General features: G+C 44.7%; 24 protein-coding genes. 15 read left to right on the forward strand and 9 right to left on the reverse strand.

All coding sequences use genetic code 11. The features are described from left to right. Nucleotides 1–422 precede the first annotated feature (422 nt). Nucleotides 423–1,658 (reverse strand): hypothetical protein, encoded by a 1,236-nt coding sequence (locus J2128_RS06445; protein WP_209690331.1) that lies wholly within the window; start codon nucleotides 1,656–1,658, stop codon nucleotides 423–425. A gap of 79 nt (nucleotides 1,659–1,737) precedes the next feature. Next, the gene (locus J2128_RS06450) at nucleotides 1,738–2,919 is read right to left on the reverse strand and encodes a CPBP family intramembrane glutamic endopeptidase (RefSeq protein ID WP_209690332.1); all 1,182 of its coding nucleotides are present in this window, start codon (nucleotides 2,917–2,919) and stop codon (nucleotides 1,738–1,740) included. A gap of 225 nt (nucleotides 2,920–3,144) precedes the next feature. Between J2128_RS06450 and J2128_RS06455 the strand changes: the two genes are divergently transcribed. Next, nucleotides 3,145–4,020: a methanogenesis marker 12 protein gene (locus J2128_RS06455; protein WP_209690854.1), complete on the forward strand. Its 876-nt coding sequence runs from the start codon at nucleotides 3,145–3,147 to the stop codon at nucleotides 4,018–4,020. 79 nt (nucleotides 4,021–4,099) lie between these two features. After that, nucleotides 4,100–4,288 (forward strand): hypothetical protein, encoded by a 189-nt coding sequence (locus J2128_RS06460; RefSeq protein WP_209690333.1) that lies wholly within the window; start codon nucleotides 4,100–4,102, stop codon nucleotides 4,286–4,288. Between the two features lie 69 nt (nucleotides 4,289–4,357). Here the strand turns inward: J2128_RS06460 and J2128_RS06465 are convergent, their stop codons facing one another. From J2128_RS06465 to J2128_RS06475, 3 genes are all read right to left on the reverse strand, one after another. Beyond that, on the reverse strand, nucleotides 4,358–6,031 hold the full coding sequence (locus J2128_RS06465) for a HAMP domain-containing sensor histidine kinase (protein ID WP_209690334.1): 1,674 nt from the start codon (nucleotides 6,029–6,031) through the stop codon (nucleotides 4,358–4,360). A gap of 521 nt (nucleotides 6,032–6,552) precedes the next feature. Beyond that, nucleotides 6,553–8,214: a thermosome subunit alpha gene (gene thsA, locus J2128_RS06470; protein ID WP_209690335.1), complete on the reverse strand. Its 1,662-nt coding sequence runs from the start codon at nucleotides 8,212–8,214 to the stop codon at nucleotides 6,553–6,555. Between the two features lie 58 nt (nucleotides 8,215–8,272). Continuing rightward, the gene (locus tag J2128_RS06475; protein ID WP_209690336.1) at nucleotides 8,273–9,196 is read right to left on the reverse strand and encodes a transcriptional regulator; all 924 of its coding nucleotides are present in this window, start codon (nucleotides 9,194–9,196) and stop codon (nucleotides 8,273–8,275) included. Between the two features lie 72 nt (nucleotides 9,197–9,268). On the opposite strand from J2128_RS06475, the gene J2128_RS06480 reads away from it, so the two are divergent. After that, nucleotides 9,269–10,531: a tRNA(Ile)(2)-agmatinylcytidine synthase gene (locus J2128_RS06480; RefSeq protein WP_245323448.1), complete on the forward strand. Its 1,263-nt coding sequence runs from the start codon at nucleotides 9,269–9,271 to the stop codon at nucleotides 10,529–10,531. Between the two features lie 77 nt (nucleotides 10,532–10,608). Beyond that, the gene (locus J2128_RS06485) at nucleotides 10,609–11,745 is read left to right on the forward strand and encodes a glycosyltransferase (RefSeq protein ID WP_209690337.1); all 1,137 of its coding nucleotides are present in this window, start codon (nucleotides 10,609–10,611) and stop codon (nucleotides 11,743–11,745) included. Here the strand turns inward: J2128_RS06485 and asnB are convergent. After that, nucleotides 11,689–13,557 carry an asparagine synthase (glutamine-hydrolyzing) gene (gene asnB / locus J2128_RS06490; RefSeq protein WP_209690338.1) on the reverse strand — a complete coding sequence of 623 codons (1,869 nt, stop codon included), beginning with the start codon at nucleotides 13,555–13,557 and terminating at the stop codon, nucleotides 11,689–11,691. The two genes, J2128_RS06485 and asnB, sit on opposite strands and share 57 nt — an antisense overlap. 176 nt (nucleotides 13,558–13,733) lie before the next feature. Between asnB and J2128_RS06495 the strand changes: the two genes are divergently transcribed. After that, nucleotides 13,734–16,328, forward strand: coding sequence for an oligosaccharyl transferase, archaeosortase A system-associated (locus tag J2128_RS06495; protein ID WP_209690339.1), 2,595 nt, complete (start codon nucleotides 13,734–13,736; stop codon nucleotides 16,326–16,328). 13 nt (nucleotides 16,329–16,341) lie between these two features. On the opposite strand, the gene J2128_RS06500 is transcribed toward J2128_RS06495, so the two are convergent. Beyond that, nucleotides 16,342–17,523, reverse strand: a complete 1,182-nt coding sequence (locus J2128_RS06500) for a YcaO-related McrA-glycine thioamidation protein (RefSeq protein WP_209690340.1) — start codon at nucleotides 17,521–17,523, stop codon at nucleotides 16,342–16,344. 58 nt (nucleotides 17,524–17,581) lie between these two features. Here J2128_RS06500 and J2128_RS06505 point away from each other — a divergent pair, with 58 nt between their 5' ends. Next, a complete protein-coding gene (locus J2128_RS06505) occupies nucleotides 17,582–17,866 on the forward strand; it encodes a DUF2098 domain-containing protein (RefSeq protein WP_209690341.1) in 285 nt (94 codons plus the stop codon). 165 nt (nucleotides 17,867–18,031) lie between these two features. Here J2128_RS06505 and nikR read toward each other — a convergent pair whose 3' ends face one another. After that, complete coding sequence (nikR, locus tag J2128_RS06510) at nucleotides 18,032–18,463, reverse strand: nickel-responsive transcriptional regulator NikR (RefSeq protein ID WP_209690342.1); 432 nt, start codon at nucleotides 18,461–18,463, stop codon at nucleotides 18,032–18,034. Between the two features lie 334 nt (nucleotides 18,464–18,797). Here nikR and J2128_RS06515 point away from each other — a divergent pair, with 334 nt between their 5' ends. From J2128_RS06515 to J2128_RS06555, 9 genes are all read left to right on the forward strand, one after another. Next, nucleotides 18,798–20,033 (forward strand): translation initiation factor IF-2 subunit gamma, encoded by a 1,236-nt coding sequence (locus tag J2128_RS06515; protein ID WP_209690343.1) that lies wholly within the window; start codon nucleotides 18,798–18,800, stop codon nucleotides 20,031–20,033. A gap of 6 nt (nucleotides 20,034–20,039) precedes the next feature. Then, on the forward strand, nucleotides 20,040–20,420 hold the full coding sequence (locus J2128_RS06520) for a PIN domain-containing protein (protein ID WP_209690344.1): 381 nt from the start codon (nucleotides 20,040–20,042) through the stop codon (nucleotides 20,418–20,420). Between the two features lie 26 nt (nucleotides 20,421–20,446). Continuing rightward, a complete protein-coding gene (locus tag J2128_RS06525) occupies nucleotides 20,447–21,019 on the forward strand; it encodes a DNA-directed RNA polymerase (protein ID WP_209690345.1) in 573 nt (190 codons plus the stop codon). Beyond that, the gene (gene spt4, locus J2128_RS06530; RefSeq protein WP_209690346.1) at nucleotides 21,003–21,206 is read left to right on the forward strand and encodes a transcription elongation factor subunit Spt4; all 204 of its coding nucleotides are present in this window, start codon (nucleotides 21,003–21,005) and stop codon (nucleotides 21,204–21,206) included. The genes J2128_RS06525 and spt4 overlap by 17 nt, the downstream gene beginning before the upstream one ends. A gap of 3 nt (nucleotides 21,207–21,209) precedes the next feature. Continuing rightward, nucleotides 21,210–21,695, forward strand: a complete 486-nt coding sequence (locus J2128_RS06535; RefSeq protein WP_209690347.1) for a GTP-dependent dephospho-CoA kinase family protein — start codon at nucleotides 21,210–21,212, stop codon at nucleotides 21,693–21,695. Between the two features lie 81 nt (nucleotides 21,696–21,776). Further along, nucleotides 21,777–22,082, forward strand: coding sequence for a 30S ribosomal protein S24e (locus tag J2128_RS06540; protein WP_209690348.1), 306 nt, complete (start codon nucleotides 21,777–21,779; stop codon nucleotides 22,080–22,082). Nucleotides 22,083–22,087: 5 nt separating this feature from the next. Continuing rightward, nucleotides 22,088–22,273 carry a 30S ribosomal protein S27ae gene (locus tag J2128_RS06545; RefSeq protein WP_209690349.1) on the forward strand — a complete coding sequence of 62 codons (186 nt, stop codon included), beginning with the start codon at nucleotides 22,088–22,090 and terminating at the stop codon, nucleotides 22,271–22,273. Nucleotide 22,274: 1 nt separating this feature from the next. After that, the gene (locus J2128_RS06550) at nucleotides 22,275–23,876 is read left to right on the forward strand and encodes a bifunctional N(6)-L-threonylcarbamoyladenine synthase/serine/threonine protein kinase (RefSeq protein ID WP_245323451.1); all 1,602 of its coding nucleotides are present in this window, start codon (nucleotides 22,275–22,277) and stop codon (nucleotides 23,874–23,876) included. Between the two features lie 669 nt (nucleotides 23,877–24,545). Beyond that, the gene (locus J2128_RS06555) at nucleotides 24,546–25,136 is read left to right on the forward strand and encodes a GNAT family N-acetyltransferase (RefSeq protein ID WP_209690351.1); all 591 of its coding nucleotides are present in this window, start codon (nucleotides 24,546–24,548) and stop codon (nucleotides 25,134–25,136) included. A gap of 52 nt (nucleotides 25,137–25,188) precedes the next feature. Here the strand turns inward: J2128_RS06555 and rnhC are convergent, their stop codons facing one another. Then, on the reverse strand, nucleotides 25,189–26,052 hold the full coding sequence (gene rnhC, locus J2128_RS06560) for a ribonuclease HIII (protein ID WP_209690352.1): 864 nt from the start codon (nucleotides 26,050–26,052) through the stop codon (nucleotides 25,189–25,191). Between the last annotated feature and the right edge of the window lie 101 nt (nucleotides 26,053–26,153).

The following is a 26,153-nucleotide window of genomic DNA, read 5'->3' on the forward strand; positions in this document are numbered from 1 at the left end:
GGTTTATGGAGTATAACCTTTTGGTTATACTGTTTTTCCGTTGTGATTTAATTCATTTATATGCTCATGAGAAGACTGTATAGTATCAAAGGACACCACCAGGAGGTGGTAAAATAAAAAAGACAAAAACTACAACTACAACTCCAAAAAAAGGTTTTTCACCTTAAGTCACTTAAACCTTCCAACCTTCAAAAAACCTCCAAAAATGGATAAGCAGCGTTTTCAAAGTGGAAAAATCTTCATTAAAACCTTCAAACTAGATACGATATAAGGCTTTTAAGCCCCTTTTTTTATTGAAATTTTAAAAAACCTGTTAATAATAAAATATAGTATTTCTCCAGGGGTAAAAATCCGTGGATTTCATTAACCCCTGACCATGCTGCCGGAATAATACTCGTAAAAAAAGAGGATTTTAGGATGTTTTAATTTTTATCATGCTTTTTGTCTTCGTTTTCGGCAAGACTTTTTATCGCGTTTATGTCAGGGTTTATCAGGCATACCGGGAAATACCCGAAAAGTGACCTGTAATCCGTTCTCATGACCTCATTTCTTATAATTTCGGCATTAATTTTTTCAAGCATCTCAGTTTTCTTTGGTGTAGAATCGCCGGTATTTTCAGATTCAAGTTTTGATATTGCCGGCAGGATTTCGGTTTTTATTATCTCCAGCTTTGACGTAAGGAGGTTGTACACAAGAACCCTGCTGTATTTCCCCTGGAGGTACCTTACAAAAATCGTCTGGAGTACAAAGATTACGATAAATGCCCCTATATCGATGTCAAAGTCGGCCTCTGCCGATATGAAACTGTGATATGTAAATCCCGGGAGAAGAATCACCGCGATGAAAATAAGGCCCATCCCAATGATGATGACTGCTGCGTAAAGAGCGTATTTAAGGCCCAGGGTCCATTTATCATGATATCTTTTCCTGAATCTGGAGTGCATCCCGAGCATCCCCAAAAAAAATCCGCGTGAGTAAGGCTGGACGTATTCTATTGCGATATAGAAGAAGATAATCGCAAGAGACTGCACGATTACAATAACAGACGAGTATGACTCAAAAGTGCCGATTCTCCATCCGACAAACGCGAATACGGACGAAAAAGAGAACAGCACCAGAAAACCCGGAGCAAGCGGCTGGCAGTTTATGAAGAAAAGATTCCAGAAAAGTTCGTAGAAATATTTTCTCTGCTTCGAAAGGTTCTTTATCATCTCCTTTTTGTCGGCAGTCCCGGCGCTTATTAAAGACTTTTTATCGGGTTTTGCAGTTTCTTCTGTGTTTTTCTTCTCCCTGTTTTTCAGTTCCCTGAAATAGTGTATATAGGACTTGATCTCACCTACGTCTGTCGGAAGCATCAGAAGGAAAGGGTTAATCATCAGGAATATGAACGAGGCCATAATCCAGTAGAGGAAAAACTTCCAGGTGTCGAAGTACAAAAGCACCGCATTTATTATAATCGCCGCGATAAGAATCAGAGTTGTATATCTAAGCTTCCACCTCATCTCGTTGAGGGTTTTGAGCTCTTCTTCAGTGTTTTTGACGACTTTTTCAGAGTTTTTGCGCAGTTTTTCAAGCCTTTCTTCAAACTCATCTGAAGAAATTTCCGGATTCTTTGGAATATTGTTGTTTGCAGCCTCAGTATCGCGGATATGCAACATTATTATTCTGTTCGCAACTATAGTAGATAAAAAGAGTGCAGAAATAATGCGGGTGCTTAAAAAAGATTTTATTTTGCTTTTAAATCCCCAGTCCGAGAATCAGTGCACAGAAAAGTATCAGGTCATAGACGGTGTGCGTTATCGCAGATACCGTGGTGCAGTAGTATCTTCTTATGAGCGCGAATACGATTCCTGCAATGAAGACAGCGAGAACCGAGTCCCAGTTGTACTGAAATGCATGGAGGGATGCAAAAAGAACTGACGGTATCAGTATCCCGAACCTTGGCTGCAGAAGCCCTCTTACAGCAATCTCTTCGCTGAACCCTGCCGATATCGCGCCGATAAATGCTGCGGCCGGGGTCAGGTAAGCTGCGAAGAGCAGGTTGACCGAATCGGAATCCGTGACAGTCCACCCGAAAAACTCCCAGATTGCCGTTATTCCGTTGTCTATGACAAGAAATACACCCACCATGACGGCACCTAACCCGACTGCGTACAAAAACTCTTTTTTGGAAATTCTGTTAAGACCCAGTCTTTCCAGAACCTCAGGAAGACTTCTGTTAATCCAAAGACCAGCCGCAATAAAAGAGGCCGCTATTACCCATAAAAGCGAAAAGATATCCTGTGAGATTATTCCTTCAGACAGTATAGAGCTTACAGAACTGTCGAGAAATGCAGGTGACAGAAATGGTGCAATGCCCGTCACTAAAAGAGGCACGAACGAAAGAAGCGTTATTGCAAGTATAAGAGTGAGTGCGGTCTTATGAACAAAAGAGTCAGGGTCTATCGGGATGTACCGTGATAAAAATACCCGGAAAGCTCTAATCTGCCCTGCAAGCGAGAGGAGAACGGCTGCAAAAGCTGAAAGCAGCAGAAAGGCTATTCCCGGAACAATCTGTGCCATTTCTGTTGAATCCATAACATTTGTGTTTACTGAAAGTTCACCGCCTCCTGATTCAAGACTCTCAAAAAACCCTGAAGGAAGAAGTGGTAATATCCCTGAGCTTAACGAGACTACCGCCATAAGAAGAATTATCACCAGGAGAAGCAGGGTTGCAAATATCTTTAGTCCCGGGTACCTTTCAGACATATAAGAAAGCAGTGCAAGAAATATGAACGGGGCCACCTGCATCAGAGCGTATGCGAAGTTGGTGACATACGCCGGTAAAGCCCATGTAAAAGGGGTTATAATGCAGACAGCCGTTAGTGCGAAGATTAATGCAAAAATTTTCAGGTTAAGGTTTTCAAATCCTTCTGTCAAATTTCATCATCCTTTTAATTTTTTAAGTGTATTTTGGGCAGATTTTTATCAAAAATATTCTGTCCTTGTGTTTTCTGGTAAAAATTGCAGGAGACTGATATATAAATACGTAAGATGTCACCGATACCCCTGAAGAATGCTTCTTTTTCAGGTATAAAAAAGAGAAAAAACGCTGGTCTTCGCAGATTATTTGTGGTTTTAAGCGCAAAAGTTACAGGAGTTGAAATGTATATAGGAATTGATCATGGAACGACTGCAATACGTTTCGCAACGGGGGAGAAGCATTTTAAAATATCAAGAACGGATGCCGTGTCCTTTGAATACCGTGATTTAGGCTGTTTATGCGACATAGATAAAATTGAAGGCATTGCCGTCTGCTATTCGATGGGTGACAGTATCTCTGATATAACGGGAATAGATAAAGTTGAAAACCGCGGTGTCGTTACAAGAGATGGTGCAGGAGAGCACATCGGAGGCGGGACGAAGGTCTATGATGAGGTGAAACGAAGCGGAATACCTGCAATAGTTATTCCCGGAATACACAGAACTTCCCCGACAGACCCGCGTTTCAAGGTGTATTCTCACCAGACAAGTCCTGAAAAGCTTGGAATAGCGTATGAGGTCTCAAAGAAGCTCGGGGACGATATTATCGTCTGTGATGCAAGTTCAAATACCGTCACCCTTCTGATATCCGGAGGAAAGATTACAGGAGCATTTGATGCCTGCATATTTGCTCCGGGAAACGTGCACGGTGCGATTGACGTTGACGGAATAAGAAAGATAGATGAAGGAGTCTGGAGCGCCAACGAGGCATTCATGCATGCAGGGGTCAGGGAAAACGTCCCTTCTGAGATGCAGAACAAAACCGTTGCGATGTTTGCGGCAATGGAGTGCGCTTCAATGAGGCTTCTTAATAAAAACGCAAAAATAGCCGTTGCCGGGTCGCTTGCACCAGCAATTTCGGACGAGATTTCATCACTTCTCGGAACAAAGGTTTACGTTTATGACGAATGGTGCGCCGCAAAGGGACTTTCGTCCATTGCAGAGGATGTATTTGAAAAGGGTAAACGAAATATACTCGGGCTGAAAGTGTCGGTATGATCCGGTTTCCCGGGATTTATTGCGTCCCGGCATTACCCTGAACTCCTCCCGCCACCTGCTTTGCAGGGGTATTATTAAAATGGGAAAAAGAATAAACAGAATAATTCAGGACTATAAAGAGGTAATAATAACGCCGAGAAGTAAAAAACAAATGGAACAGCTTAACAAAGCGAAGAAAGTCAAAGCAGAAGAACTCTCAAAGCAGGCGGCCGGGGGGAGCAAGTCCGCCCAGAAAAAGCTGAAAAAGCTTGAAAAAAAGATCAAGTGATCTGCCTTAAGATTTTCAATTATCTTATTCTTCTTTTAAAGCCCGGCGGGTATTGTGTCTGTTGTTTTTTTAATCGTCCACTAAATCTGTCAGCGTCTGTGCTTTTTTCAGCATAACGCATATTCTGAGGCCGTGTTCGGGGTGGTCTTCTATTATGTCGTCTGCAAAAACTTTGCCTTCGTATCTTTTTTCCACGAGATTTTTAACGATGTAAAGTCCCAGACCGCTGCCGTTTTTGAATGCTTTACCTTTTTCCTGGAAAAGCCTGTCGAATATGTTTTTCTTTACCTCGTCCGTTATTCCGGGTCCGTTGTCGTCAACGCACACTATTATATTGTCGTTTTTCTCTTCAGCTGTTATAACAATTTTACAGTCAATACCTGCATATTTTTTTGAATTTCCTATGATGTTTGAGAAGACCTCACCTAACAGCTCATCTGCAAGAACAGAATATCCTGAGTCTTCATGTTTTATATCCATATCAGGATAGTGCAGAATTACGTTTCTGATGTTCGCATCCAGTGAAACCGGCTTGAGGTGCTTTTCACTGCTGTTAATCGTTCTTATAAGGGAAACGTTTGATATAATCTCCGTTACATGTCCGATTGAAGAGATGAGTCTTTTTATGTTGCCGCAAGACTCTTCACCGGCAGACTCTTCAATCATCTGTGCATAGCCAAGCGCCGCAGTGTTTGCATTGTTTATGTCGTGCGTCATCAGGTCTATGTAAAAGTTTGCCTCCGAGTTTGCCTCTTTCAGATCGCTTGTTCTTATCTCAACTCTCTTTTCGAGCTCTTCGTTGTACTTTTTTATAGTTCTCCTGGACTCTTTGAGTTCCTCAATCGTCGTTTTGAGGTTTCCCACCATGTTCTCTATGCTGTTTCTAAGTGACACGAATTCCCTGCCGCCTGAAATCCTGATCCTGTGGTCCAGGTTTCCTTTTGCTATCTCGTCCACGTCCCCGACAATGTTTTTGATTGGCCTTGCCATAAGATCGGTTGCAAGGTAAAACACTATTACGAGAAGTGAGAGTATAAGAAGAAATGAGACTATATTTGAAAAAAGAATCCTGTTAAGCTCTTTTTGCATAGATTCCGGGGAATAGGTAAACGCCAGTACAACGCTCATGTCGGACCCGAAATTTTCGTCTGAGAGGTTTATGTATCTGTACCTTGTCACAGTACCTCCGGTTTGGTTTTTAAAAACGAAGTCAGACCTTTTTCTGATTACGTTCTGGAGAATAAGGTTTTTTGTAAAATTGTCGGGTTCATCGGGCTCTCCTATTGTCATCGCGTAGATGTCGTATATTTTTACCGAGTAGAGGTACGGGTTCATCTCCTTTATGCTGTCAGTTGTCGCGTGGTATTTCAGGCGTTCTCTTGTCTTACTGTAGTCTTTTGTGTCGTATGAGAGCTCGAGGACGTATTCCCTGTCGGGCGATGGATAATAGGCGTATTTGCTTATGTTTAAAGTGTCCCTTGTTCCCCTGACTATTCTGTCGCCATGATATTCTCCAAGGACAAGGGCTTTATCCAGAAATTCACAGAAATTTGTATCATAGCTGAAGTTGAGGCCGTTGTCATATTTTTTTGTGGAACTTATGACCCTGTGGTTTTTGTCTATTATATACAGGTCATAATTTTCACCGAGTTCTTTTTTGATAGCATAAAGGTCGATATTTCCGGGGTCTCCGCCTGAATCGTTGTAAGCTTTTATAAACGGTACAAATGCCTTTTGCATCATTTTGTCGAATGTTTCATCGTAGATTTCAAGGCCTGTATTGACGATTTTTATGCTTTCTATAATGCTTTCTTCGGTATTCTCACTAAGCTGATTGTAGTTTTCGTAGAAGTTGTCCCGAAGAGAGTTGTAGTCGGTATAGGATACATAAAAAAAAGCAGGGACTACAATAACCAGGCAGACTATCAGAATTCTGGAGGAAAACGAGAGTTTGTCCTTCAGTCCGCCTTTTTTTTTAGTTATATCATTTCCCCCCCGGAAATTTTCGTTTAACTAGTCAGAACTGTTGTTATTTTAATCATATATATATTTTGATTGACGATCTATGATCATTAATGAATATTTTTGACTTTTATGGAAAATTTTAGAAAAAAATTTCACAAATAACTATTTTATAGAAAAATTATTTCCAAAACTCGCTTATGAAATCGTAATGATTACAGGGTCATCATCTTTAGCTTCATGGCATATCTTAAATGAAAAGTATCTAAAAAAAAGTATTTTTGGTTATTTTTTTACGGAATTTACATCATGGGGGGCATTCCGCCCATTCCGCCGCCCATGCCTCCCATTCCACCCATTTCTTCGGGTGAGGGGCCTTCTCCGCCGCCCATCTTGGAGGCTGCAATTACATCGTCAATTCTCAGGATCATGACTGCTGCTTCTGCAGCGGACGCTATTGCCTGGGTCTTTACACGCATAGGTTCGACTACGCCTGCTTCAAGCATGTCTGCAGCCTTTCCGTCGAAGACGTTGAGACCGAATGTCTTTCTGCCGTTTTCGTGCTCTGAACGGAGTTCCACGAGCATGTCAATCGGGTCAAGACCTGCGTTTTCTGCGAGTGTACGCGGGATAATCTCAAGAGCGGATGCGAAAGCCTCAATTGCAAGCTGTGCACGTCCTTCCTGTGTTGCAGCAAACTCACGAAGTCTTAATGAAAGTTCAACTTCAGGTGCTCCTCCGCCTGCGACAAACTTTTTGTCCTCGACTGCAACCGAGACCACGCGGAGTGCGTCTTCAAGTGCCCGGTCAAGCTCGTCTACAACGTGCTCTGTTCCGCCGCGGATCATAAGTGTACATGCCTTGGGGTTGTGGCACTTTGTTACAAAGACCATCTCTTCTCCGCCGACCTTTTTCTCCTCGACAAGTCCGGCGTTTCCGAGCTCGGCAGAGTCAATTGCATCGATTGATGAGATAACCGATGCACCAGTTGCACGTGAGAGCTTTTCAAGGTCTGATTTTTTGACACGGCGCACTCCGAGAACTTTTTCCTTTGCAAGGTAGTGCTGTGCGATGTCGTCGATACCTTTCTGGCAGATAAGGACGTTTGCACCCGAGCTGACGATCTTCTCGACCATTGATTTTATCATGTTCTCTTCTTCGTCCAAAAACATCTGGAGCTGGTCAGGTGAAGTGATTGAGATCTCTGCGTCGACTTCGGTCTTCTTGAACTCGACAGGTGCGTTTAAAAGGAGGATCTTTGCGTTTTCGACTTTCTTTGGCATCGAGGGGTGTACACGCTCTTTGTCGATTACGACACCTTCGATAAGTTCTGAGTCCTCAATTGTGCCACCGACCTTCTTCTCGACCTTTACAAAGTCTGTGTCAACGGTTCCGTCTTCGTCTGCGACCATTGAGATTGCCTTTACGACGAGTTCGTTGAGCTTGTCCTTTGCAGCTTCGGCACCCTTGCCTGTCATTGCTGTGTCTGCAATCTTTTTGAGCATTGCCATGTCGGTCGGCTTTACGTCGATTGCAATGTCTTTTACTATTTCCTGGGCCTTGTCGGCTGCAAGCCTGTACCCGTGTGCAATTACCGTTGGGTGAACGTCCTGTTCAAGGAGTTCCTCTGCACGCTTTAAAAGTTCGCCTGCAATAACTACAGCCGATGTTGTACCGTCTCCGACCTCATCGTCCTGTGTCTTTGCAACCTCAACCATCATCTTTGCCGCAGGGTGTTCGATGTCCATCTCTTTGAGTATTGTGACACCGTCGTTTGTGATTACAACGTCGCCGATTGTGTCAACGAGCATCTTGTCCATTCCCTTTGGACCGAGTGTTGTACGAACTGCACCTGCAACAGCTTTTGCTGCCGCAATATTACCGCTCTGCGCATCGCGTCCGCGTGTGCGCTGGCTTCCTTCTTTCAGAATGAAAATTGGCTGTCCGCCAAGATTTGCTGCCATTAATATTTCTCTCCTTTAATGTCTTAAAAAAGTGGTTAGTAGTTCTATATATATTTAATTACTCATCAATAAGCTCAAGAAGGTCTGAACCTTCTTCCAGTGTCGAAAGCTCATTTTCGCTTATTATCAGGGTTTTACCTATCTTCTTCCGTTTCTTGTAGTCCGTAACCACGCATACGGCCTTTGAGTCTGTGATGTCGGAGAGGTTTCCTATAAGTGCAGCGCGCTTCAGTGTCTTCTGGGCTGTCCCGTAGCCTGCGAGAATGTTCTTCTCATCGTATACACACAGTGCCTCGAAGGGAGCCCTCTGCATCGGGTGCATCTTCATGCCCATCCGTTCGAAATCGCGCGGAATGTTCCCTGTATTTCTGTATGTCTCAGGGTTTTCCTCAATGTCAATGCCATGCCCGTGCGAGAGAAGGTTTATCGCCTCAACAATTGCAGTGTCGAATATCTCCTCAAGTTTTATTGCTATGTCAAGGGTGGTGCTCATCCCACTCTCGTACTTTGAGATTGTCCTTCTTGAAACGCCTAAAGACCCTGCAAGGTCTCCGAGAGACATATTGCGGCTTTCACGGAGGTCTCTAAGTTTGTTTCCGTTTATGTTCACGTAAAGGCCGCCTGGCTGTGCATATACAAGAGGCGGGACATCATCGACGAAGAAGTCGTAGAATGTCGTGATGCTTGTTGCGATTATGCCGTATCTTAAGTATACGGCGCCTCTTTCAAGCTCGAAATCACGTGCCTTCTCTCCGATTATGATGGGCTTTGCATTGAGGTGCTTTGCTATTACGGCAAGGTCTCTTGCACTTTCCTCCCCTGCGCTGTCGATATGCGGGACTATCTTTATTATAATTATGTTGTCGCCTTTGCGCGCAATCAGATCAAAACTGCGCGGGCGCATTCCGCAGCGCTCTGACACATTGTATCCTGCCATTATAAGCACGCTTACAACTGTCTGGAGAAGTCTTTCGTGTGACATTGGTAAGTTAGTTTTTCTTTAGAGTATGCAACTATATAATTTGTACTGCATTATCATAAAAGGAGACTTTTGTTGGGAACTATAAGGATTGGAGTGGACGACACCGACTCTCCTAACGGCATGTGTACAACGTATCTCGGTGCGCTTCTCTGCGAAAAACTGGAGAAGAAAGGGTTTGAGATAAAAGAAAGGCTCCTTATACGCCTTAACCCGAATGCCCCTCACAAGACCCGCGGCAACGCCGCAATATGTGTTGTTGCTGAAAATGCTGAAAAAAAAGAATCTGATGCGGGTGATGCCAAGAATGAGGCGTTTTTTACTGCATGCTCTCTTGTAGAGGAGTTTGCCGAGTTTGACTGCGAAAATACAAATCCGGGTGTTGTGGTAAGCGAAGGACCCGTATCACCTGATTTTTACAAAAAGGCCCTGCGTGATTTCTGCACGATTGAGGAGGCGGAAAACCTCCTTGAAAAGTCCGGTGCACTTTACAGGGGGTGGAAGATAAAGCGTGGCCTTATAGGCGCCACTGCAGCAGTATCAGCGGACCTTTCGGATTATACGTATGAGGTTCTGGCATACAGAAGTCCGTTTTCAAAGGAAAAAAGGAGTGTTGACAGAAAATCCGTATTTCTTTCAGAGAAGATGACGTATCCCCGCACATGGGACTCGGTGGACATGAAAAGCGGTGTTGTTGTCTGCGTCCCGCACACTCCCGACCCGGTTCTTTACGGAATACGTGGGGAATCCCCGGAGTGGGTCATGAAGTCGCGTTCGTATATCGTATCCGAGGAGCCTGAAAGGGAATGCCTGTACAGGACGAACCAGGGGACTGACGTCCATCTTGTCGACTCCGTGATATCTGATATCCTTGACGGCCGCTCGTACAGGCTGAAAGGAAAGGTCTCAAAAAAGCCGTTTACAGGCACAGGGGGCCATGTTGAAACTGAGATATCGGACGGAAAGTCCTCTGTCCGCTGTATGGCCTATGAGCCCACAAAAGAGTTCCGGGACATTGTCCGCGGGCTTATTGTCGGGGATGAGATCATTGTCTGCGGAAGCTACAAAAACGGAAGCATAAATCTTGAGAAATTCTTTATTGAATCCCTTGCGGAAGATATGACCAAAAAACCTCCTGTGTGCCAAAAATGCGGCAAAAGAATGACAAGCGCCGGAAAAGACAAAGGGTATAAGTGCCGGACATGCGGTGAAAAATCAAAGTCTCCAGAGATAATCCGCTCAGAGAGGTCTGTTGGTAAAGGCTGGTATGAAGTGCCTCCTGTTGCAAGAAGGCATTTGTCCATGCCGCTTGTAAGAAATAGGAGAAAAAATTCTTAAAATATGATCTAATTTTTTAAATATCAGTGGAAAGAATTCTGGCAGAACGAATTGATAAATAAAATCTATGTGATTCAATGACCGACTATCTTTTTCCCGGTGTGGCTGTAGTTTTTACAGCCCTTTGTATGCTTTTTGCGGCTGCATTTCCTTACCTGTATTATCTTTTGGGAATAAGGTTCGGAAAAAAATCAGGAAAAATTCCGGCCCTTTCTTCTTTTCCCGGGATAAGCATTGTAATCTCGGCTTACAACGAATCTGCGGTAATAAGAAGGAGAATAGAAAACCTTGCCGAATCAGACTATCCAAGAGACAGGTATGAGGTCTTGTTCATTGACGACTGCTCTTCAGACGGTACCGGGGAAATTGCCCGTAAGGCATTTGTAAAATGCGGCATTGAATACACTTTTTTCAGAAACAGTGAGCGCAAAGGGACAAACCGGTCGTATAATCTTGCAATACAAAAGTCGAAATACGATATAATCGTGACTACTGATGCAAACAAGTTTTTCAGGAAAGATACCCTGAAAATTCTCATATCAAGACTATTAAGCGATGAGTCCATAGCCGCGGTCTGTGCCGAGGTCCTGCCTGCAAAAGATATGTCTTCAGGCAATCTTGTTGGAATGGAAGGCATATACAGAAATTTTTACGGGCGCATGTGCGACTGGGAGAGTTCCGTTGACTCGACGTATAACTTCAACGGAGCTCTTGTCGCCTTTAAAAAGAATATTATCAGCTCTATAAACGAAAGAAAGGGTGCTGATGATGCTAACACCGCTTTTGAGGCCATAAGAAAGGGTTACAGATCGGTTTACGAGATAAATGCGCTGGTTTTTGAGAAAGTCCCCGGGGTTGCAAAAAAACAGTATAAGCAAAAGATAAGGCGTGCAAAAAGGCTTATTGAGGCGACTCTGGCGAACACTGACCTTCTGCACGAAAAAAGGCCGTTTTCAAGGAGATTTTACCCCGTAAGGATCATGATGTACGTACTGTGCCCGTCACTCTTCTTTGCGGGTGGAATTCTTTTTACAGCCGGTCTTTTGCTTGTAAACGTCTTTCTGGGGCTGGTCTTTACAGCGGCTGTTCTCCTGTCTGTGATTCTTTTCAGGAACAACCTGATATCTGCCTTTGTCCTGAACCAGTTTTATCTTTTATCAGGTCTTTTGCACCTTGGGAAAGACATGAGGGTATGGGAGAGCACATCCGTCTGACCTTTTGTCGAAGAATATCCTCAGCCACAGTTCGGTGCAGACGATTCTCCAGATTTCAGAGGAGTAACCGGATTTTCCATCAAGAAATCTGTCGTATTCTTCCCTGACTTCGTTAAAATTCCAGTAATTCCTCTTTTTGAACGATTCCGAGTTTATAATGCCTGAGATGTTTCCCTTCAGGTCTTCTTTCATCCAGACCTCTTCGGGTGTTGAAAAGCCTTTTTTGTCCATTCTGCACCTGATTTTTTCAGGTACAACTCCTTTAATCGCTTTTCGAAGGATGTATTTCGTGACACCTTTTCTTATCTTCTGGTCAGCAGGAAGGGAAGAAAGGAATTCGACTACCCGAAAGTCCAGGAAAGGCACTCTCGCTTCGACTGAAAAAGCCATCGAAGTCCTGTCCTCCCAGTGGAGAAGATATGGAAGATTTGTGCTTTTAAGGTCGGTGTCAAGAGCCTCGTTCAGGCTGCCCTGATACCTTTTAAGCGGAATATCCCCCCCTTTTATCAGGTTGCGCCTCTTTTTCCTGACGAAGAACTGGGGAACAGCATAAGAAAGAAAACTTCTGTGGTTTCTTAAGACTCCAAAAGTTTCAAGTGCGGCTTTTACAGGGTGCCCTTTTTTGAAGAGGTCTTTTATGTAGCAGAAAAAGTATGCGATGTATCCTCCAAGCATCTCGTCGGCACCCTGTCCGTCAAGGACAACTTTCACATTTCTTCCGATGTCTCTCATGACACAGTACTGGGAGTAAAGTGTAAGCTGAAGGAACGGCTCGTCGTTTGAGTATATGAGGTGGTCAATATCTTCCCAGAGTTCTTTCGGGTCAGGACTTACATAATGCGGTGTAACGTCAGATGAGTCCGCAACAACTTTGATGTATTCGCTTTCGTCAAATCTTTTGTCAGAAAATACGGCGGAAAACGTATTCTGTGCACCTTCAGTGCCGCCGGACTGATTCTCTTTTTTAAGTCCGTTTATGATCATTGTTATTGTGGATGAATCAAGCCCTCCCGAAAGACAGGTTCCGACATCGACGTCGCTTCTGAGGTGAATCTTCACCGAGTCTGACAGGAGGTTTAAAAATTTTTCAGACAGCCCTTTGTCTGCTCCTTTCTTTGAAACGACCTCTTTTGAGGGGTTTGTATCCCAGTATTTCGTTATATCCGCGGAATCTTTGTGGACTGTCATGTAGTGGCCGGGCAGAAGCTGGTATACCCCTTCAAACATAGTCTCGTCGTCATAGTCCGAAATTCCCCATTTCAAAAAAGCTGTAAGTTTTTCTTCGTTTACTCTCCTTCCGGTGCCGGCGTCTCTGCACAGGGCTTTTATTTCAGATGCAAATATAATCCCTTTTTCTGAAATGGAATAGTAGAATGGCTTTATACCGAGCCTGTCCCGTGCACAGAAGAGTGTCTGTGTGTTTTTGTCCCATACGGCAAACGCCCACATACCGTTGAATTTCAGAAGGCACTCCTCGCCCCATTCCTCGTAGGAGTGGATTATAACCTCGCTGTCGGTTTTTGTTTGGAAAACATGCCCTTTTTCCAGAAGTTCCATCCTTAATTCCGGGTAGTTGTAGATTTCCCCGTTGAATACAAGCCATACTGAGCCGTCCTCGTTTGTCATCGGCTGTTTCCCCTCAGCCGTAAGGTCTATTATGGAAAGTCTCCTGTGAACGAGGCCGGTTTTGTCATCACAATATATCCCGGAATCGTCAGGACCCCTGTGAACAAGGGTCTCTGACATTTTTTCAAGAAGGTCTTTGTCTACGTCATGCCCCAAAAAGGCGTAGTGTCCGGCAATACCACACATTTTATTCTGCTCTTAATTTCTTTTTTATCTGGTCTTCAGGTACCGCTTTTGTCTTTTATACGGTTACCATGCGTTTTTTCCGTCAGGCCCTTTTAAGGCAAAGCTGTTTAATGATAATAATTCTGATAATAATCTATAATAGATTAAAATAAAGATATTACCTTAAGGAAATGTTTATGAATATATCTGATGTTGCTAAATTCAGGAATTGCATAATTCTTGTTTTACTGATTATATTTTCGGCATTGGCGCTTTGGATAAGGCTGATACCATCAGAGGGGCTCGTTACGGGTGCAGGTGTTGACCTGCTGGGTAATGATCCCTGGTACAATCTCAGGCTCATAGAGGTTATGGCTTCAAACTCACTGCAGTACCCGTGGTTTGATCCGATGACCTACTACCCGTTCGGGACTCATAACTTCTGGGGCCCGCTGTACCCGATGATGGGGGCTATAATGTGCATAATCTCGGGTGCTTCAACGCAGACCGACATAATGTATGTTTCCTCGTGGCTTCCGGCGCTTCTGGGCATGCTGATGGTTCCCCTTATGTACCTTGTCGGTGAAAAGGTTTCCGACTGGAAGACAGGCATTATAGCAGCCCTGTTCACGTCTGTCGTCGCAGGGCAGTACGTGTACAGGTCCCTCTTCGGTTTTGTTGACCACCACATAGCGGAGGTTTTTTTCGGGGCTCTTTTCAGCTTATTCTACCTGTATTACCTGGTTTATACAAGGAAAAATCCCGTGGATTTCAAATCCCCTGAAACATTGAAAAAACCTGCACTTATAGCCGTCTTCTGTGGTATCGCGTATGTTCTCGGCCTTGCCAACATGCCGACAATGGTCCTTTTTGCACTTATTGCAGCCCTTTATACAGGAATTCAGTTCATATGGGACAGGCTTAAGAAAAATTCATCTGAATATCTTGTACTTCTCAATGTCGTCGCGTTTGCAGTCGCGATAATCGGTTTTCTGGTAATCGGAATACACCACACCGGAATGAGTATGGCAAGGTATTCGGTGGGCCATGTATTTGCGTACCTTGCGCTTATCGTTGCGACGCTTGTCCTCTACGGACTGGAAAGAGGTCTTCGGGAAAAACCTTTGTCTTATTACCTCGGTGCACTTGGAGGACTGATTATTGCCGGAATAGTCTTTATGGTGCTTTTTATACCGGAGTTCTTTTCGTTTTTCATATCCGGTCTCAGCTCATTCTTCGGTTACTCTGCAATTTTTCTTACTATACAGGAGGCCAACCACTGGACGCTTGAAGGCGCATGGACTTCCTTTAACTACGGAATGCTCCTGCTTTTCCTTGGATTTATAGTGTCAATATATAAATTCCTGAAGGAGTCCCGCCAGACTTATCTTTATATTTTCGTGTGGTCTGCGGTAATACTCTACTCAACTACGATACAGGTGAGATATGAGTATTACCTTGCCGCAAACATTGCGCTTATGGGAGCTGTTTTTGTATCCTGGGCTGTTGACAACGGTTTTAAAGATATCCTTGGATTTTTCAGTTCTGATGTGAGTTCAAAAGAACCTGTAATACAGCAGTCCGATGGAAAGAAAGGCAAAAAATCCGCAAAAAAACCCGAAGTGGAGAAAAAACAGAAAATCAACAAGAAAAAGTCTCCCAGTGGCCTTAATGCACTTGTGGCGGTTTTTGCGGTGCTTCTTGCCGTAGCTTTCGTGTATTTTTCGGCAGAAACGAGCATTTTAACAGCTACAGGGGAAAAATATGACGGTATGACACCTGACTGGCAGGAGTCGCTTGAGTGGATGGGTGAAAACACCCCGGACACGGGAATAAATTATACTGAAATCTACAACTCCGCTGCCTATGAAAACCCTGAGGAGTCATATGGCGTAATGTCATGGTGGGACTACGGCCACTGGATAACTTTTGTTGCGCACAGGCCGCCCAACGCCAACCCGTTCCAGGAGGGTGTATCAGGTCCTGACGGTGCAGCGGCCTTTTTCATACAGCAGAATGAGACACAGTCCAACGCTATCCTGGATGACCTGAATACTAAATATGTAATTACCGATGTAGAGATGGATACGTCCAAATTCTGGGCAATGTCGGTATGGTACAATGCGACTCTTAAGCAGACACCTTATATGACCACTCTCGGGCAGGTCTCGCAGGACAACTCGATAAGTTCTGCAAATCCTTACAATGAAAACTACTACGATACGATGATTTCAAGGCTCCATAACTTTGACGGCTCAATGAAGGAGCCCGGAAACGTACTTTATATCGAATACGTTGACGGCTCAGTATACGGAGTATCAATACCTCTCATAACAAACTATGATGAGCTGTCTTATTCCGATGCCGTTTCAAAAGCTGAAGCGTACAATGCAAATGAGTCCGGAGGAAAACATGCCGGTTTATTTGGGGTAAGCCCGCTGTCGCCGGTATCAGTGGTCCCTGCCCTTCAGCATTACCGCCTTATCCATGAGTCTCCGACAAATGTCGCCGGAAAAGGGTCAGGTTCTGACCTGAAATATGTAAAGACCTTCGAGTACGTAGAAGGGGCACATATAAAAGGCGAAGGCATAATCGAAATACCGCTGATGACAGACCAGGGACGGAAGTTTACTTACAGGCAGAAAAGTGTTGACGGAGAGTTTGTTGTCCCGTACTCTACTACCGGGGACAACTATGGCACGAAAGTCCTCGGGGAGTATTCAATTGAAGGGACAGACAAGACTTTCGCGGTAAGTGAGGATGCTGTGTTAAACGGTCTTTATGTAAACTGAAAAAAATAAAAAATTATAACATTTTTTTGCGGGTCGGGTCAATACATGACACTTCAAACCCGGGTATCACGACTCTTGCGACGGGAATTTCCGTTTTTGAAAGGAAATATATGAAAACGTGCTCGGAAAGTCCGGAAATTCTGTCCAGTATGATTTTTATGTCTTCATCTATGTAGTCGGTGCTGCTGTCAGGTATTTCGGATATTTTTATTTCTTCTTTTGTGTCGGTTTCGGGGAACCATATCCTGTTTATGCGTTTGAGCCTGTCATAACCTGCCTTTTCCACTATGGATTTTCTGGTCCTGTTTTCCCTGTACCCCTTTATGTCGTCTGCCCTTCTCTGTGCAATCTCCGTTAAGGCGTGTATTGCCGCAATTTCAGGGTTCAGGTTTGATCCCATGCCTGTTACAAGAAGGCCGGGCTCTTTTGTTACGGTATCGTCAGACGATGCGGCTATTGTCGGGACTTTCGTTTTTCCCTCAATATACCACATGTTAATCCTGATGCCGTTCTCCTCGTACCTTTTGCAGAGGTTTTTGAGAGGGCCCTGTGTGTCTATTATAAGCTTTTTTCCGAGAAAGCGTCCATTCTGGGCGCAGCTTAAGGCATCGTTTTCGATGACCTCGTAAATCCCGTAAAGAACTGCTTCTTCAGGTGTGTTTCCCGCCGCAAGACCGTTCGTATTACTCCTGAAAAGCTGCTGGGCCATCCCGAGGGGATCATAGGGATGAAAAACAGCGTTTGCCGGTATGTACATGTCGTCGTCTCCGAGAATGTCCCATGCAAAGACCCAGTGCATCTCTTCTCCTGTCTGCACATCACGGGGAAGAATGAGGTCTTTCGGGTCAAGAGCCTTTGTAAGTCCAATCTGCTCGTAACTCGCGAATTTCATCTCTTCTCCGCGGTACTCGGCACTGAACCGTTCAACAGCCTCCATCATCGCAGAAGCCTTCGCTTCGTTTGTGCTGACTCCTTTTCCTGTACAAAACCTTGTCCCGCCCCAGACTGCCCTTGGTCTTACTGCCGAGTATACAGGAATGTTTATGCCATCTGCTTCGGTTAGGCACAGCAGGTCTTTTACTCCTGCCTTTTGTACAGAGGGTTTAATCAAATCCAGTGTTTTTTCAGGTGCAACCGCCCTGTGTGCATCATTTTTGTATTCCTTTTTTACCCTGTTAATCTGGATGCGGTTCATTGCAGAATTTTTTTGATGCCCAATGTTTATATTTTAGACGCACACAAAAATATCCGGTATGGAGGAAAAGATAGTCTCAGTCGGTGATATCGTAAGGTACCCGCGTACCGGAACCACCGGAAGGGTTACGGAGATTGAGATGAAAGACGGATTTGCGTTCGCAAAGGTCGATGAGACCGGGCTTTTTTACAGGACTGATCAGCTTATTTTCGCGAAGTCCGTTAAGGTACACAGGGAAAAGTCCGATAAAGGCGATCTTGATATGCTTAACAGAGCAGAAGACTTAAGCTCCGGGGACATAGAAGCAGCATTTGATGAGGTCACAGGCGTGGGAGCCGGATAACCTCCTTTTGATAAAAATGCGAAATACGGGAAAAGAAAAAAGACTGCTTTCTTTTTCCTGATATTGTATTTTCATTGCCGGTTGCATCCGTCCCTGATTATATTGTGGATTTTTCCTAAAAAAACAAAAAGAGAGATTTTTTGAATTATTTGTAGCCCGTTTTTTTCAGTGCTGGTGCTCTTCAATCGGTATTGTGGTAAGTTTTACCGAATCCACGCCTTTCTGTGCCATTAAAGCTTCTGCTATCTGTTTTATTTCTCCTGCATCGCCTCTTACGAGGATTATTTCAAGGCATTTGTCATGACTTACATGTGAATGGAGAGAAGACTGAACTATTTCAAGGTGGTTGTGCTGTATTTCCGTCAGGGTCTGGAGAAGACCGCGGTGTTCGTGGTCGTACACCATAGTAATTACACCCTGTCTTAGCCCCTTCACATCAGACATCCACTGGTAATACGTTATGTAGCTTCGTATTGCATCCCTGATACCTTCAGAACGTGAGGAATAACCGCGGTAATTAAGGATTTCATCAAATTTGTCCAGAAGGTTTTTCGGAAGAGATATTCCGATTCTTGAAAGATCCGATTCGTGTACCATTTTATTTATCACCCAACATTTTCAGAAACAAGGCGGAACAAATTTCTGCATCTGCTCTGTATTGTTTTACTTTTTGTGTATATTATTATAATTGTTTCTTACATATTGTGCTTGCCGGTGTGAACGGCGTTCCGGATGCCGGAAAACCTGAAGAAACAGTTTCTGGTTCCTGCTATTAAGTATATGATGCCAAGGTTTATTGATTTCACGGTTAAAAACTACTAATAGCTTTCAGGCATTTGAATTTAAAGGTACTATTTTCTCTCTGTTTTTCCAGGGTGCAGAGTAGGTATAAGTAGTGTTGACATATATTTATAAGGAGGTTTGAAAAGTAGTGAGCAGCGAATTAATCCCCGATGTTAATATAGGCCTTGTAGGTCACGTGGATCATGGAAAAACCACACTTGTTTCAGGAATTACCGGACAGTGGACAGACAGGCATAGTGAAGAGATAAAACGCGGCATCTCCATCCGTCTTGGATATGCTGATGCAACAATATACAAATGCCCTTCATGTGAGGGTCCTGATTCATACTCGACGTCTGAGGTCTGCCCGGACTGCGGGGGCAAATGCGAGCCTTACAGGACATTTTCATTTGTTGATGCACCCGGTCATGAGACACTTATGGCGACTATGCTTTCAGGCTCGGCACTTATGGACGGAGCAATGCTTGTCATTGCAGCCAATGAGAAATGTCCCCAGCCGCAGACGAAAGAGCATTTAATGGCCCTTGAGCTTGTGGGTATCAAAAATATAGTAATCGTTCAGAACAAGATAGATGTCGTTTCGCAGGAACAGGCGCTTGCTCACTATAAACAGATAAAAAAGTTTGTTAAAGGAACTATTGCGGAAAATGCACCTGTGGTTCCGGTTTCTGCACAGAAAGGCATCAATATTGGGGCTCTGCTCCAGGCAATCGATGAAAACATTCCTTCACCCAGACGTGATCCTGATGACGAGCCGCTGATGCTTATCGCAAGGTCGTTTGATATAAACAAACCGGGGTGCAGCTGGCGCGAAGTAAAGGGAGGAGTTATCGGAGGCTCTCTTACTCAGGGTGTAATGCATGAAGGTGACGAGATAGAAATACGCCCCGGAAGGAAGGTGGAGGCGGAAAACCAGGTACACTGGGAACCAATAATTACAAAGGTCACTTCCATCAATGCGGGAAGCCACAAGATTTCAGAGGCTGATCCCGGGGGTCTTCTGGGTATAGGCACGAAGTTAGACCCGGCCATCACAAAGAGCGACGCACTTGCAGGGCAGGTTGCAGGACACGTGGGAAAGCTTCCGCTGGTCTGGAACCGCCTTTCGTTTAAGGTGTCCTTAATGGAGAGGGTTGTAGGTTCTGACGACGAGTTTAAAATAGAGCCTCTGAGGCACAGGGAACCCCTGATGCTTTCTGTCGGGACTGCTGTTACGGTCGGTGTCGTCGTGAACACCAAGAAGGACGCCGTGGAAGTAGTGCTGAAAAGACCTGTCTGCGCCGCAGCCGGTGCACGCATCGCCATCAGCAGGCAGGTAGGCGGCCGCTGGCGCCTTATCGGGATGGGAACACTGGTAGAGTGAAATTGAGTGAAAGTCCTCTTTGATGCCAATGCGCTTATGATGCCGGGCCAGTTTGGTGTAGACGTCTTTTCTGGGACTGAGGCACTTGTCGGTTCATACGAGCCTGTAACGCTAAAAGGCGTTGTATCCGAACTTCAGGGACTTTCACGCGGCAGGGGAAGGGATGCTTCCGCTGCACGTGTAGGCATCTCGCTTCTGAAAAGGTGCGGGATAGAAGAAAATCCGGTCAACTCCGTCCCTGTCGACGATATGATTGTGGCATATGCCGCTGCGACGGGGTGCATGGTTGTCACAAACGACAGAGGGCTTAAAAATAAGCTTCTGGACAGTAATATTGATGTGATAGTACTTAGAAACCAGAAGACTCTCGAAATTATAAGAAGTTGAATTCAGGCAGAGTGGTGAATTAGAATATGTATTACAGGATGAAGCTTCAGGACAAGGTCCGCGTTCCGCCGGGACGCCTTGGCGAGGATTTGAAGACTGTTGTTCTGGATGAACTCCAGAAACAGCTTGAGGGCAGTATAGACAAGGAAATAGGCATATTTATAGCTGTTACCGGAATCGAAGACATAGGCGAAGGCGACATTATCCCCGGCGACGGTGCTGTGTACTACTACGTTGAGTTTGACGCAGTTGTCCTCAGGCTTTCGATGCAGGAGATAGTGGAAGGCGAGGTTGTTGAAACTACAAGCTTCGGTGCGTTCGTATCTCTCGGTCCGATTGATGCAATGCTTCATGTGAGCCAGATCTCGGATGATTTCATCAACTACGATGAGAAGAACGGCAGACTTATCTGCCAGGAGACCAAGCGCCAGATAGCTGTCGGTGACGGTGTGCGTGCACGTGTCGTTTCCCTGAGCCTTTCCGAGCGTGACCCGCGTGAAAGCAAGATAGGCCTTACCATGAGACAGGCCGGTCTTGGCACCGAGAACTGGATAGAAGAAGACATGGAGGCGGCAAAGGCAGATGGCGCCAAAGAGTAAGAAGGTCCTTAAAGTCTGCCGCAACTGTCACCACGTAGTTGACGGCGAGTCATGCGTTTCGTGCGGCAGTTCAAATTTAAGCGAGGACTGGGCAGGGTATCTTTACATAGTCGACCCGAAAAATTCGATGATTGCAAAGAAGATGAATATCGATATGCCCGGAAGATATGCCCTGAAAGTACGTTAAAATATGTGGTTTCTGCCTGAATCCGAGAGGGTTAAGTTTAAAGAACCTTTCGGTGTTCTTTTTTCAGATATATCTGCAGCGCTAAAATACCTCGGGGACTCCCCGGTATATGCCGTAGGCGACGTTGTTACAGGCAATCTCTGGAGAGCCGGGATTGTCCCGAAACTTTCTGTAATCGACGGGAACACCATGCGTGAGCCGTGCATGTCAACGCCTCTTCTACCGGTAAGAAGATTTGAGGTCAAGAATCCCGCAGGCTTTATAACCGAAGAGCTTGTTTATGCCCTCAGAAATGCTCTTGAGAACCCTCCGGCGCTTGTTCATGTAATCGGTGAGGAGGACCTGGCTGTAATTCCTCTTGTGAGGATGCTTCCCGAAGGGAGCGCGGTGCTCTATGGCCAGCCGTGCAAAGGCGTTGTTGTAAGGATAGTGGATTCGGAAGCAAAAAAACGTGCTGACGAGCTTTTTTCACTTTTTGTAAAAGTATAGTCATTTTTTTATCTGCCCCTGCATGTAGAATTCAGGCTGTTGGTTTTAAATAAATCAGTGAAGAATATTTGAGGGATATCGATGGACTTCGAATTTACAAGAGACGAGGAAAACAAGCTTCTTAACCGCACAGAGCTTGATTTTGTCCTTAAATACGAAGGCGCAACACCTTCAAGAAAAGAAATTCTGGGCAAACTCTGCGCACTTCGCAATGCAGACCCAAAGAAATGTGTAGTAGACTCACTCGAAGGAGAATTTGGAAAGCAGGAGATTGTTGCATCTGCACGTATCTACGAGAACGAGGAAGACCTTAAGGCAACCGAACTTGACTATGTAGTCAAACGCTGCCAGGCTGAAGAAAAACCGCAGGATGAAGCGGAGGCCTGAGTGGGATGGCTGCAACAAAAAAACCGGTAAAATCATCTGCTGTCAAGCGTTCCTCGATGTACAAGGTTGAGGGAGACAAGGCCGTAGCCCAGCGCAGAAACTGCCCGAGATGTGGTCCGGGTGTATTTATGGCACAGCACGGCGATCGTGTTGCATGTGGCAAGTGCGGATATACTGAATTCAATAAATAAAATGATAATGCCTGAGGATAGGCTGGTACTTGGTATCGAGGGAACGGCCTGGAACCTCAGTGCCGCTGTTTTCGGAGACTCGCTTGTCTCCCTGTATTCAAATCCCTACAGGCCGTCCACAGGAGGTATTCACCCTCGTGAAGCGGCGCAGCATCACGCCTCTGTTTTAAAGGACGTTGTTTCGAAGGCGCTTTCGGGCGTTGACCCGGAAAGGATTTCAGGTGTCGCCTTTTCGATGGGCCCGGGTCTTGGCCCGTGCCTGAGGACTGTTGGGACTGCGGCAAGGTCGCTTTCGCAGGCTCTCGGTGTTCCTCTTATAGGAGTGAACCACTGTGTCGCCCATGTCGAGATAGGAAGGTTTGCATGCGGTTGCACTGACCCTGTTGTTTTGTACGCGAGCGGTGCTAATACACAGGTTTTAGGATACCTGAAGTCCAGATACAGAATATTCGGAGAGACCCTTGACATAGGTCTTGGGAATGCTCTTGACAAGTTTGCACGGAGCAGGGGTCTTCCTCACCCCGGAGGTCCCCTTATTGAGGATTATGCAAAAAAAGGCACTCCTGTTGAGTTTCCGTATACAGTCAAGGGCATGGACCTTGCGTTTTCAGGGCTTATGTCGGCTGCAAAAGATTCCAAAGCTCCTATAGAGGACGTCTGCGCAGGTTTTCAGGAGACCGCCTTTGCGATGTGCGTCGAGGTTACCGAACGTGCGCTTGCACATGCCGGAAAGGACGAGGTTCTGCTTGTCGGAGGAGTCGGTGCAAACTCACGTCTGCAGGAGATGCTTTCTGTCATGTGCGAAGAGAGAGGTGCCTCATTCTACGTTCCTGACAGGAAGTTTATCGGCGACAACGGGGCGATGATAGCGTACACCGGAAAAATCATGCTTGAAGCGGGGCAGACTGTTTCGATACCAGGTTCGGCCGTGAATCCTTCATACCGCTCCGATGACGTGGAAGTCCTCTGGAGAAAGGATACCGGGAGCACCATGTACGAGAAGGCTAACCTCATTGAGAACGGCTCTGCAAGGGGGGCTGAGGCTGTTGTCTTTGAGTCCGGTGACAACATTGTAAAGCACAGGCTTTCGAAAAATTACAGGAACCACCTTCTTGACAAAAGGCTGATTTCTGAAAGGACACGTGCCGAAGCCCGCCTGCTCTCTCTTGCAAGAAGAGGCGGAGTCCCGACCCCTGTTGTACGCGACATCACCCATGACTCGGTTGTTATGGAGAAGATAAAGGGAAATATGCTCAAACTTGTCCTCAATGACGAAAATGCCTACAAGGCCGGTGTTGTCGTGGGACATCTTCATGAAAGCGGCATAATCCATGGCGACCTTACGACCTCAAATATTATTGTGGGGAGTGAAAGCCCGGGGGTGTGTTATCTCATTGATTTCGGGCTTTCCTACATCTCTTCCGAGACTGAGTCGCGCGGGGTCGATCTGCATGTATTTTTCCAGACTCTTGAGAGTACGGCTCCGGGACAGGAAAAGCTTTCAGATGCGTTTTCAAAAGGCTATAAATCGGTTTTCAGTGGTGCAGATGAGGTTTTGGAGCGTGTTTCGGAGATAAAACAGAGGGGCCGGTATCTCCACTGAATAAAAATGTTTTTTTTACTAAAATACGCTTATACCTGGCTTTTAACAATTATCAAAGGATATTGTATTTTAATTTTGATATTTTAATACCCAAAAGCTGTATATACTTAATCTGAGTATGATATCATATGGCAAAAAACCAGAAATCAGTAGGAAAGAACGTTAAAAACGAAGCAAAATCAAACGATGCATCTGCCCAGAACGGTCAGGCCCAGAAAGGCAGAAAGTAAATTTTTTACAAGCTTGTAAACGGGGTGCCGTCGGAAGAAAATTTTTTCCCGGCAGCCTTTTTCCCGTTTATTTAATGCAGGGTTTGCCTGAAATTCTTTTCAGGTGCGACGTTTAATCAGACGTTCATCCAAAAATTCAGAAAAAATAAAGTCTAAAATAATAAAAATTTAAAATAAGCGTTTTTTTAAAATGTGTTTCTCATTTGTTTTGTAATTTTTGGAAATCTTTCTTTTTGCAGAATCAAGAAAACTCCCGTGTTTTGATTTTTTGTGTTTTTTAGGCCTTTGTCATTTTATGTGAAAAATAGATGAATTGATATCCCTGTTCTTCTGTTTTAACGTAATATACATTTTTTCAACAATATTCTGCCTGATTGTTTAAATCGTACCAGTTAAATGTTATAACTTATATAATTATGTTGAGCGCAGGGTTATTTTTATGAAAACGGAATTTTACGGACAAAATCTTTTATTTTCGTATATGTCTGAGGAGGACTTATTTTCCGTTTGCATGATGCTTGAAAAGAGAAATGTCTGTGAATGGCTGTTTTTTGGTCCTAATTCGTTTGACGAGACAAATAAATATTTCAAACCTCTGATATCCTCGATGAAGCAGGATCTGTTAAATAACAGGCCGGTGAATATTCCCGTTTTTACGATAAAAGATAGAAGATCAGGTTTTTTTGTAGGACAGTGCGGTTTAATCCCCGACGGGTTCTGTGGTGATGTTTATACGATAGGGTACCAGCTGGACGACATCTGCTGGAGACGCGGTTTCGGTACCGAGGCATGCCGTTTTCTCATCTATTACGCTTTTTTTGTGGCCAAAGGCCGCAGGCTGAACGGTGACTGCATGGCGGGAAACAAGGGTTCACAGAGAATAATGGAGAAATGCGGGTTCAAAAAAGAAGGATTACAGAGAGATTACTGTTTTAAAAACGGGAAATATCATGACAGAATTTTTTACGGCCTTCTTAAAGACTGCCTGGATGAAGACTGGCAGAATATCCTGATATCAGAATTCTGGTAAAATGCCAAAAAGGCCAGGTATTTTCTTCCGGCCTTTTTATTTTTAAGACCTTTCATGGTTTTATGCCGGTTATATCCCCGGTTGTCTTAAAATGGATCTTTGCGTATCTTTTCAGGGCTTCTTTTCCTTCTTTATCCACGATTTTTCTTCCGGCAGTGATGACTTTTTTTGACGCCCCTTTGGGAAGCCTGAAGCCGGCTGATTCCGAGAGTTCATCGAGTTTTCCCAGAAACCTGTCCCTTGCAAGAACGGATGCAGCGGCAACGGCTATGTTTCTCTCGGCTTTTGTCACCTGTATGAGACTGATTTTTCTCCCTTTTTCCTGTAGTTTCGAAAGAATATATTTTTCATCGCCGAATTTGTCAGATATCGCCGTCTGGCATTCTTTTTTTGATAAAATCTCTTCTATTGCCTTTGCATGTGCCCATGCGAGGAGGTGGTTTAAGTTTTTGTTCTCCTTTCTGAACTCACTGTAAAGTTTGTTGTATTTCATGGGCGATATTTCAATTATTGAATAGCAACCCGGAAAATTATCCCTTATAATTTCAGCTGTTTTTTTGATCTCTTCGTCGGTCATAAGTTTGCTGTCACGGACTTTGGCCTGCCTTAAGACCACGGCAATCTTTTTGTCGGTATACATTCCAGCTGCAACAAGCGGCCCGAAATAGTCCCCTTTTCCTGATTCGTCTGTCCCTATCAGGGGAAACGGGATTTTTTCAGGGTTTATCTGTTTCTCTCTTCCTGTGTTAACCCGAAAATCCCTTCTTTCCGGGTTTTGTTCATTCACGGGAGTAATGCCGCAGTTATTTTTTATGCTGTCTGCGTAAGGCAGAATCTCTTTTAAGTGTTTGAGATTTTTTTCGTCTTTGACAAGCGAAAAATCATATTTTATCCCGCCTTTTTTGTTCGTGTACACCCTGATAGTCTCTGTATTTTCTGCTGTCCTTACTTTGAACTGTATGCCCCAGGCTATTTTTTGGAGAGATTGTACTCCGGATTTGTGCTTTTTTAATTCAT

Origin of the sequence: Methanomicrobium sp. W14, assembly GCF_017875315.1 — an archaeon.
Lineage (GTDB): Archaea > Halobacteriota > Methanomicrobia > Methanomicrobiales > Methanomicrobiaceae > Methanomicrobium.

Excerpts from the sequence above, each read along its gene's own strand:
- J2128_RS06485 (WP_209690337.1), top strand. The coding sequence starts at position 10,609 with ATGACCGACTATCTTTTTCCCGGTGTGGCTGTAGTTTTTACAGCCCTT.
- J2128_RS06555 (WP_209690351.1), top strand. The coding sequence starts at position 24,546 with ATGAAAACGGAATTTTACGGACAAAATCTTTTATTTTCGTATATGTCT.
- nikR (WP_209690342.1), bottom strand. The coding sequence starts at position 18,463 with ATGGTACACGAATCGGATCTTTCAAGAATCGGAATATCTCTTCCGAAA.
- asnB (WP_209690338.1), bottom strand. The coding sequence starts at position 13,557 with ATGTGTGGTATTGCCGGACACTACGCCTTTTTGGGGCATGACGTAGAC.
- J2128_RS06460 (WP_209690333.1), top strand. The coding sequence starts at position 4,100 with ATGGGAAAAAGAATAAACAGAATAATTCAGGACTATAAAGAGGTAATA.
- J2128_RS06505 (WP_209690341.1), top strand. The coding sequence starts at position 17,582 with ATGGAGGAAAAGATAGTCTCAGTCGGTGATATCGTAAGGTACCCGCGT.
- J2128_RS06475 (WP_209690336.1), bottom strand. The coding sequence starts at position 9,196 with ATGTCACACGAAAGACTTCTCCAGACAGTTGTAAGCGTGCTTATAATG.
- J2128_RS06545 (WP_209690349.1), top strand. The coding sequence starts at position 22,088 with ATGGCTGCAACAAAAAAACCGGTAAAATCATCTGCTGTCAAGCGTTCC.
- J2128_RS06445 (WP_209690331.1), bottom strand. The coding sequence starts at position 1,658 with ATGTTGCATATCCGCGATACTGAGGCTGCAAACAACAATATTCCAAAG.
- J2128_RS06540 (WP_209690348.1), top strand. The coding sequence starts at position 21,777 with ATGGACTTCGAATTTACAAGAGACGAGGAAAACAAGCTTCTTAACCGC.
- J2128_RS06525 (WP_209690345.1), top strand. The coding sequence starts at position 20,447 with ATGTATTACAGGATGAAGCTTCAGGACAAGGTCCGCGTTCCGCCGGGA.
- J2128_RS06455 (WP_209690854.1), top strand. The coding sequence starts at position 3,145 with ATGTATATAGGAATTGATCATGGAACGACTGCAATACGTTTCGCAACG.
- J2128_RS06535 (WP_209690347.1), top strand. The coding sequence starts at position 21,210 with ATGTGGTTTCTGCCTGAATCCGAGAGGGTTAAGTTTAAAGAACCTTTC.
- J2128_RS06465 (WP_209690334.1), bottom strand. The coding sequence starts at position 6,031 with ATGATGCAAAAGGCATTTGTACCGTTTATAAAAGCTTACAACGATTCA.
- thsA (WP_209690335.1), bottom strand. The coding sequence starts at position 8,214 with ATGGCAGCAAATCTTGGCGGACAGCCAATTTTCATTCTGAAAGAAGGA.
- spt4 (WP_209690346.1), top strand. The coding sequence starts at position 21,003 with ATGGCGCCAAAGAGTAAGAAGGTCCTTAAAGTCTGCCGCAACTGTCAC.
- J2128_RS06500 (WP_209690340.1), bottom strand. The coding sequence starts at position 17,523 with ATGAACCGCATCCAGATTAACAGGGTAAAAAAGGAATACAAAAATGAT.
- J2128_RS06550 (WP_245323451.1), top strand. The coding sequence starts at position 22,275 with ATGATAATGCCTGAGGATAGGCTGGTACTTGGTATCGAGGGAACGGCC.
- J2128_RS06495 (WP_209690339.1), top strand. The coding sequence starts at position 13,734 with ATGAATATATCTGATGTTGCTAAATTCAGGAATTGCATAATTCTTGTT.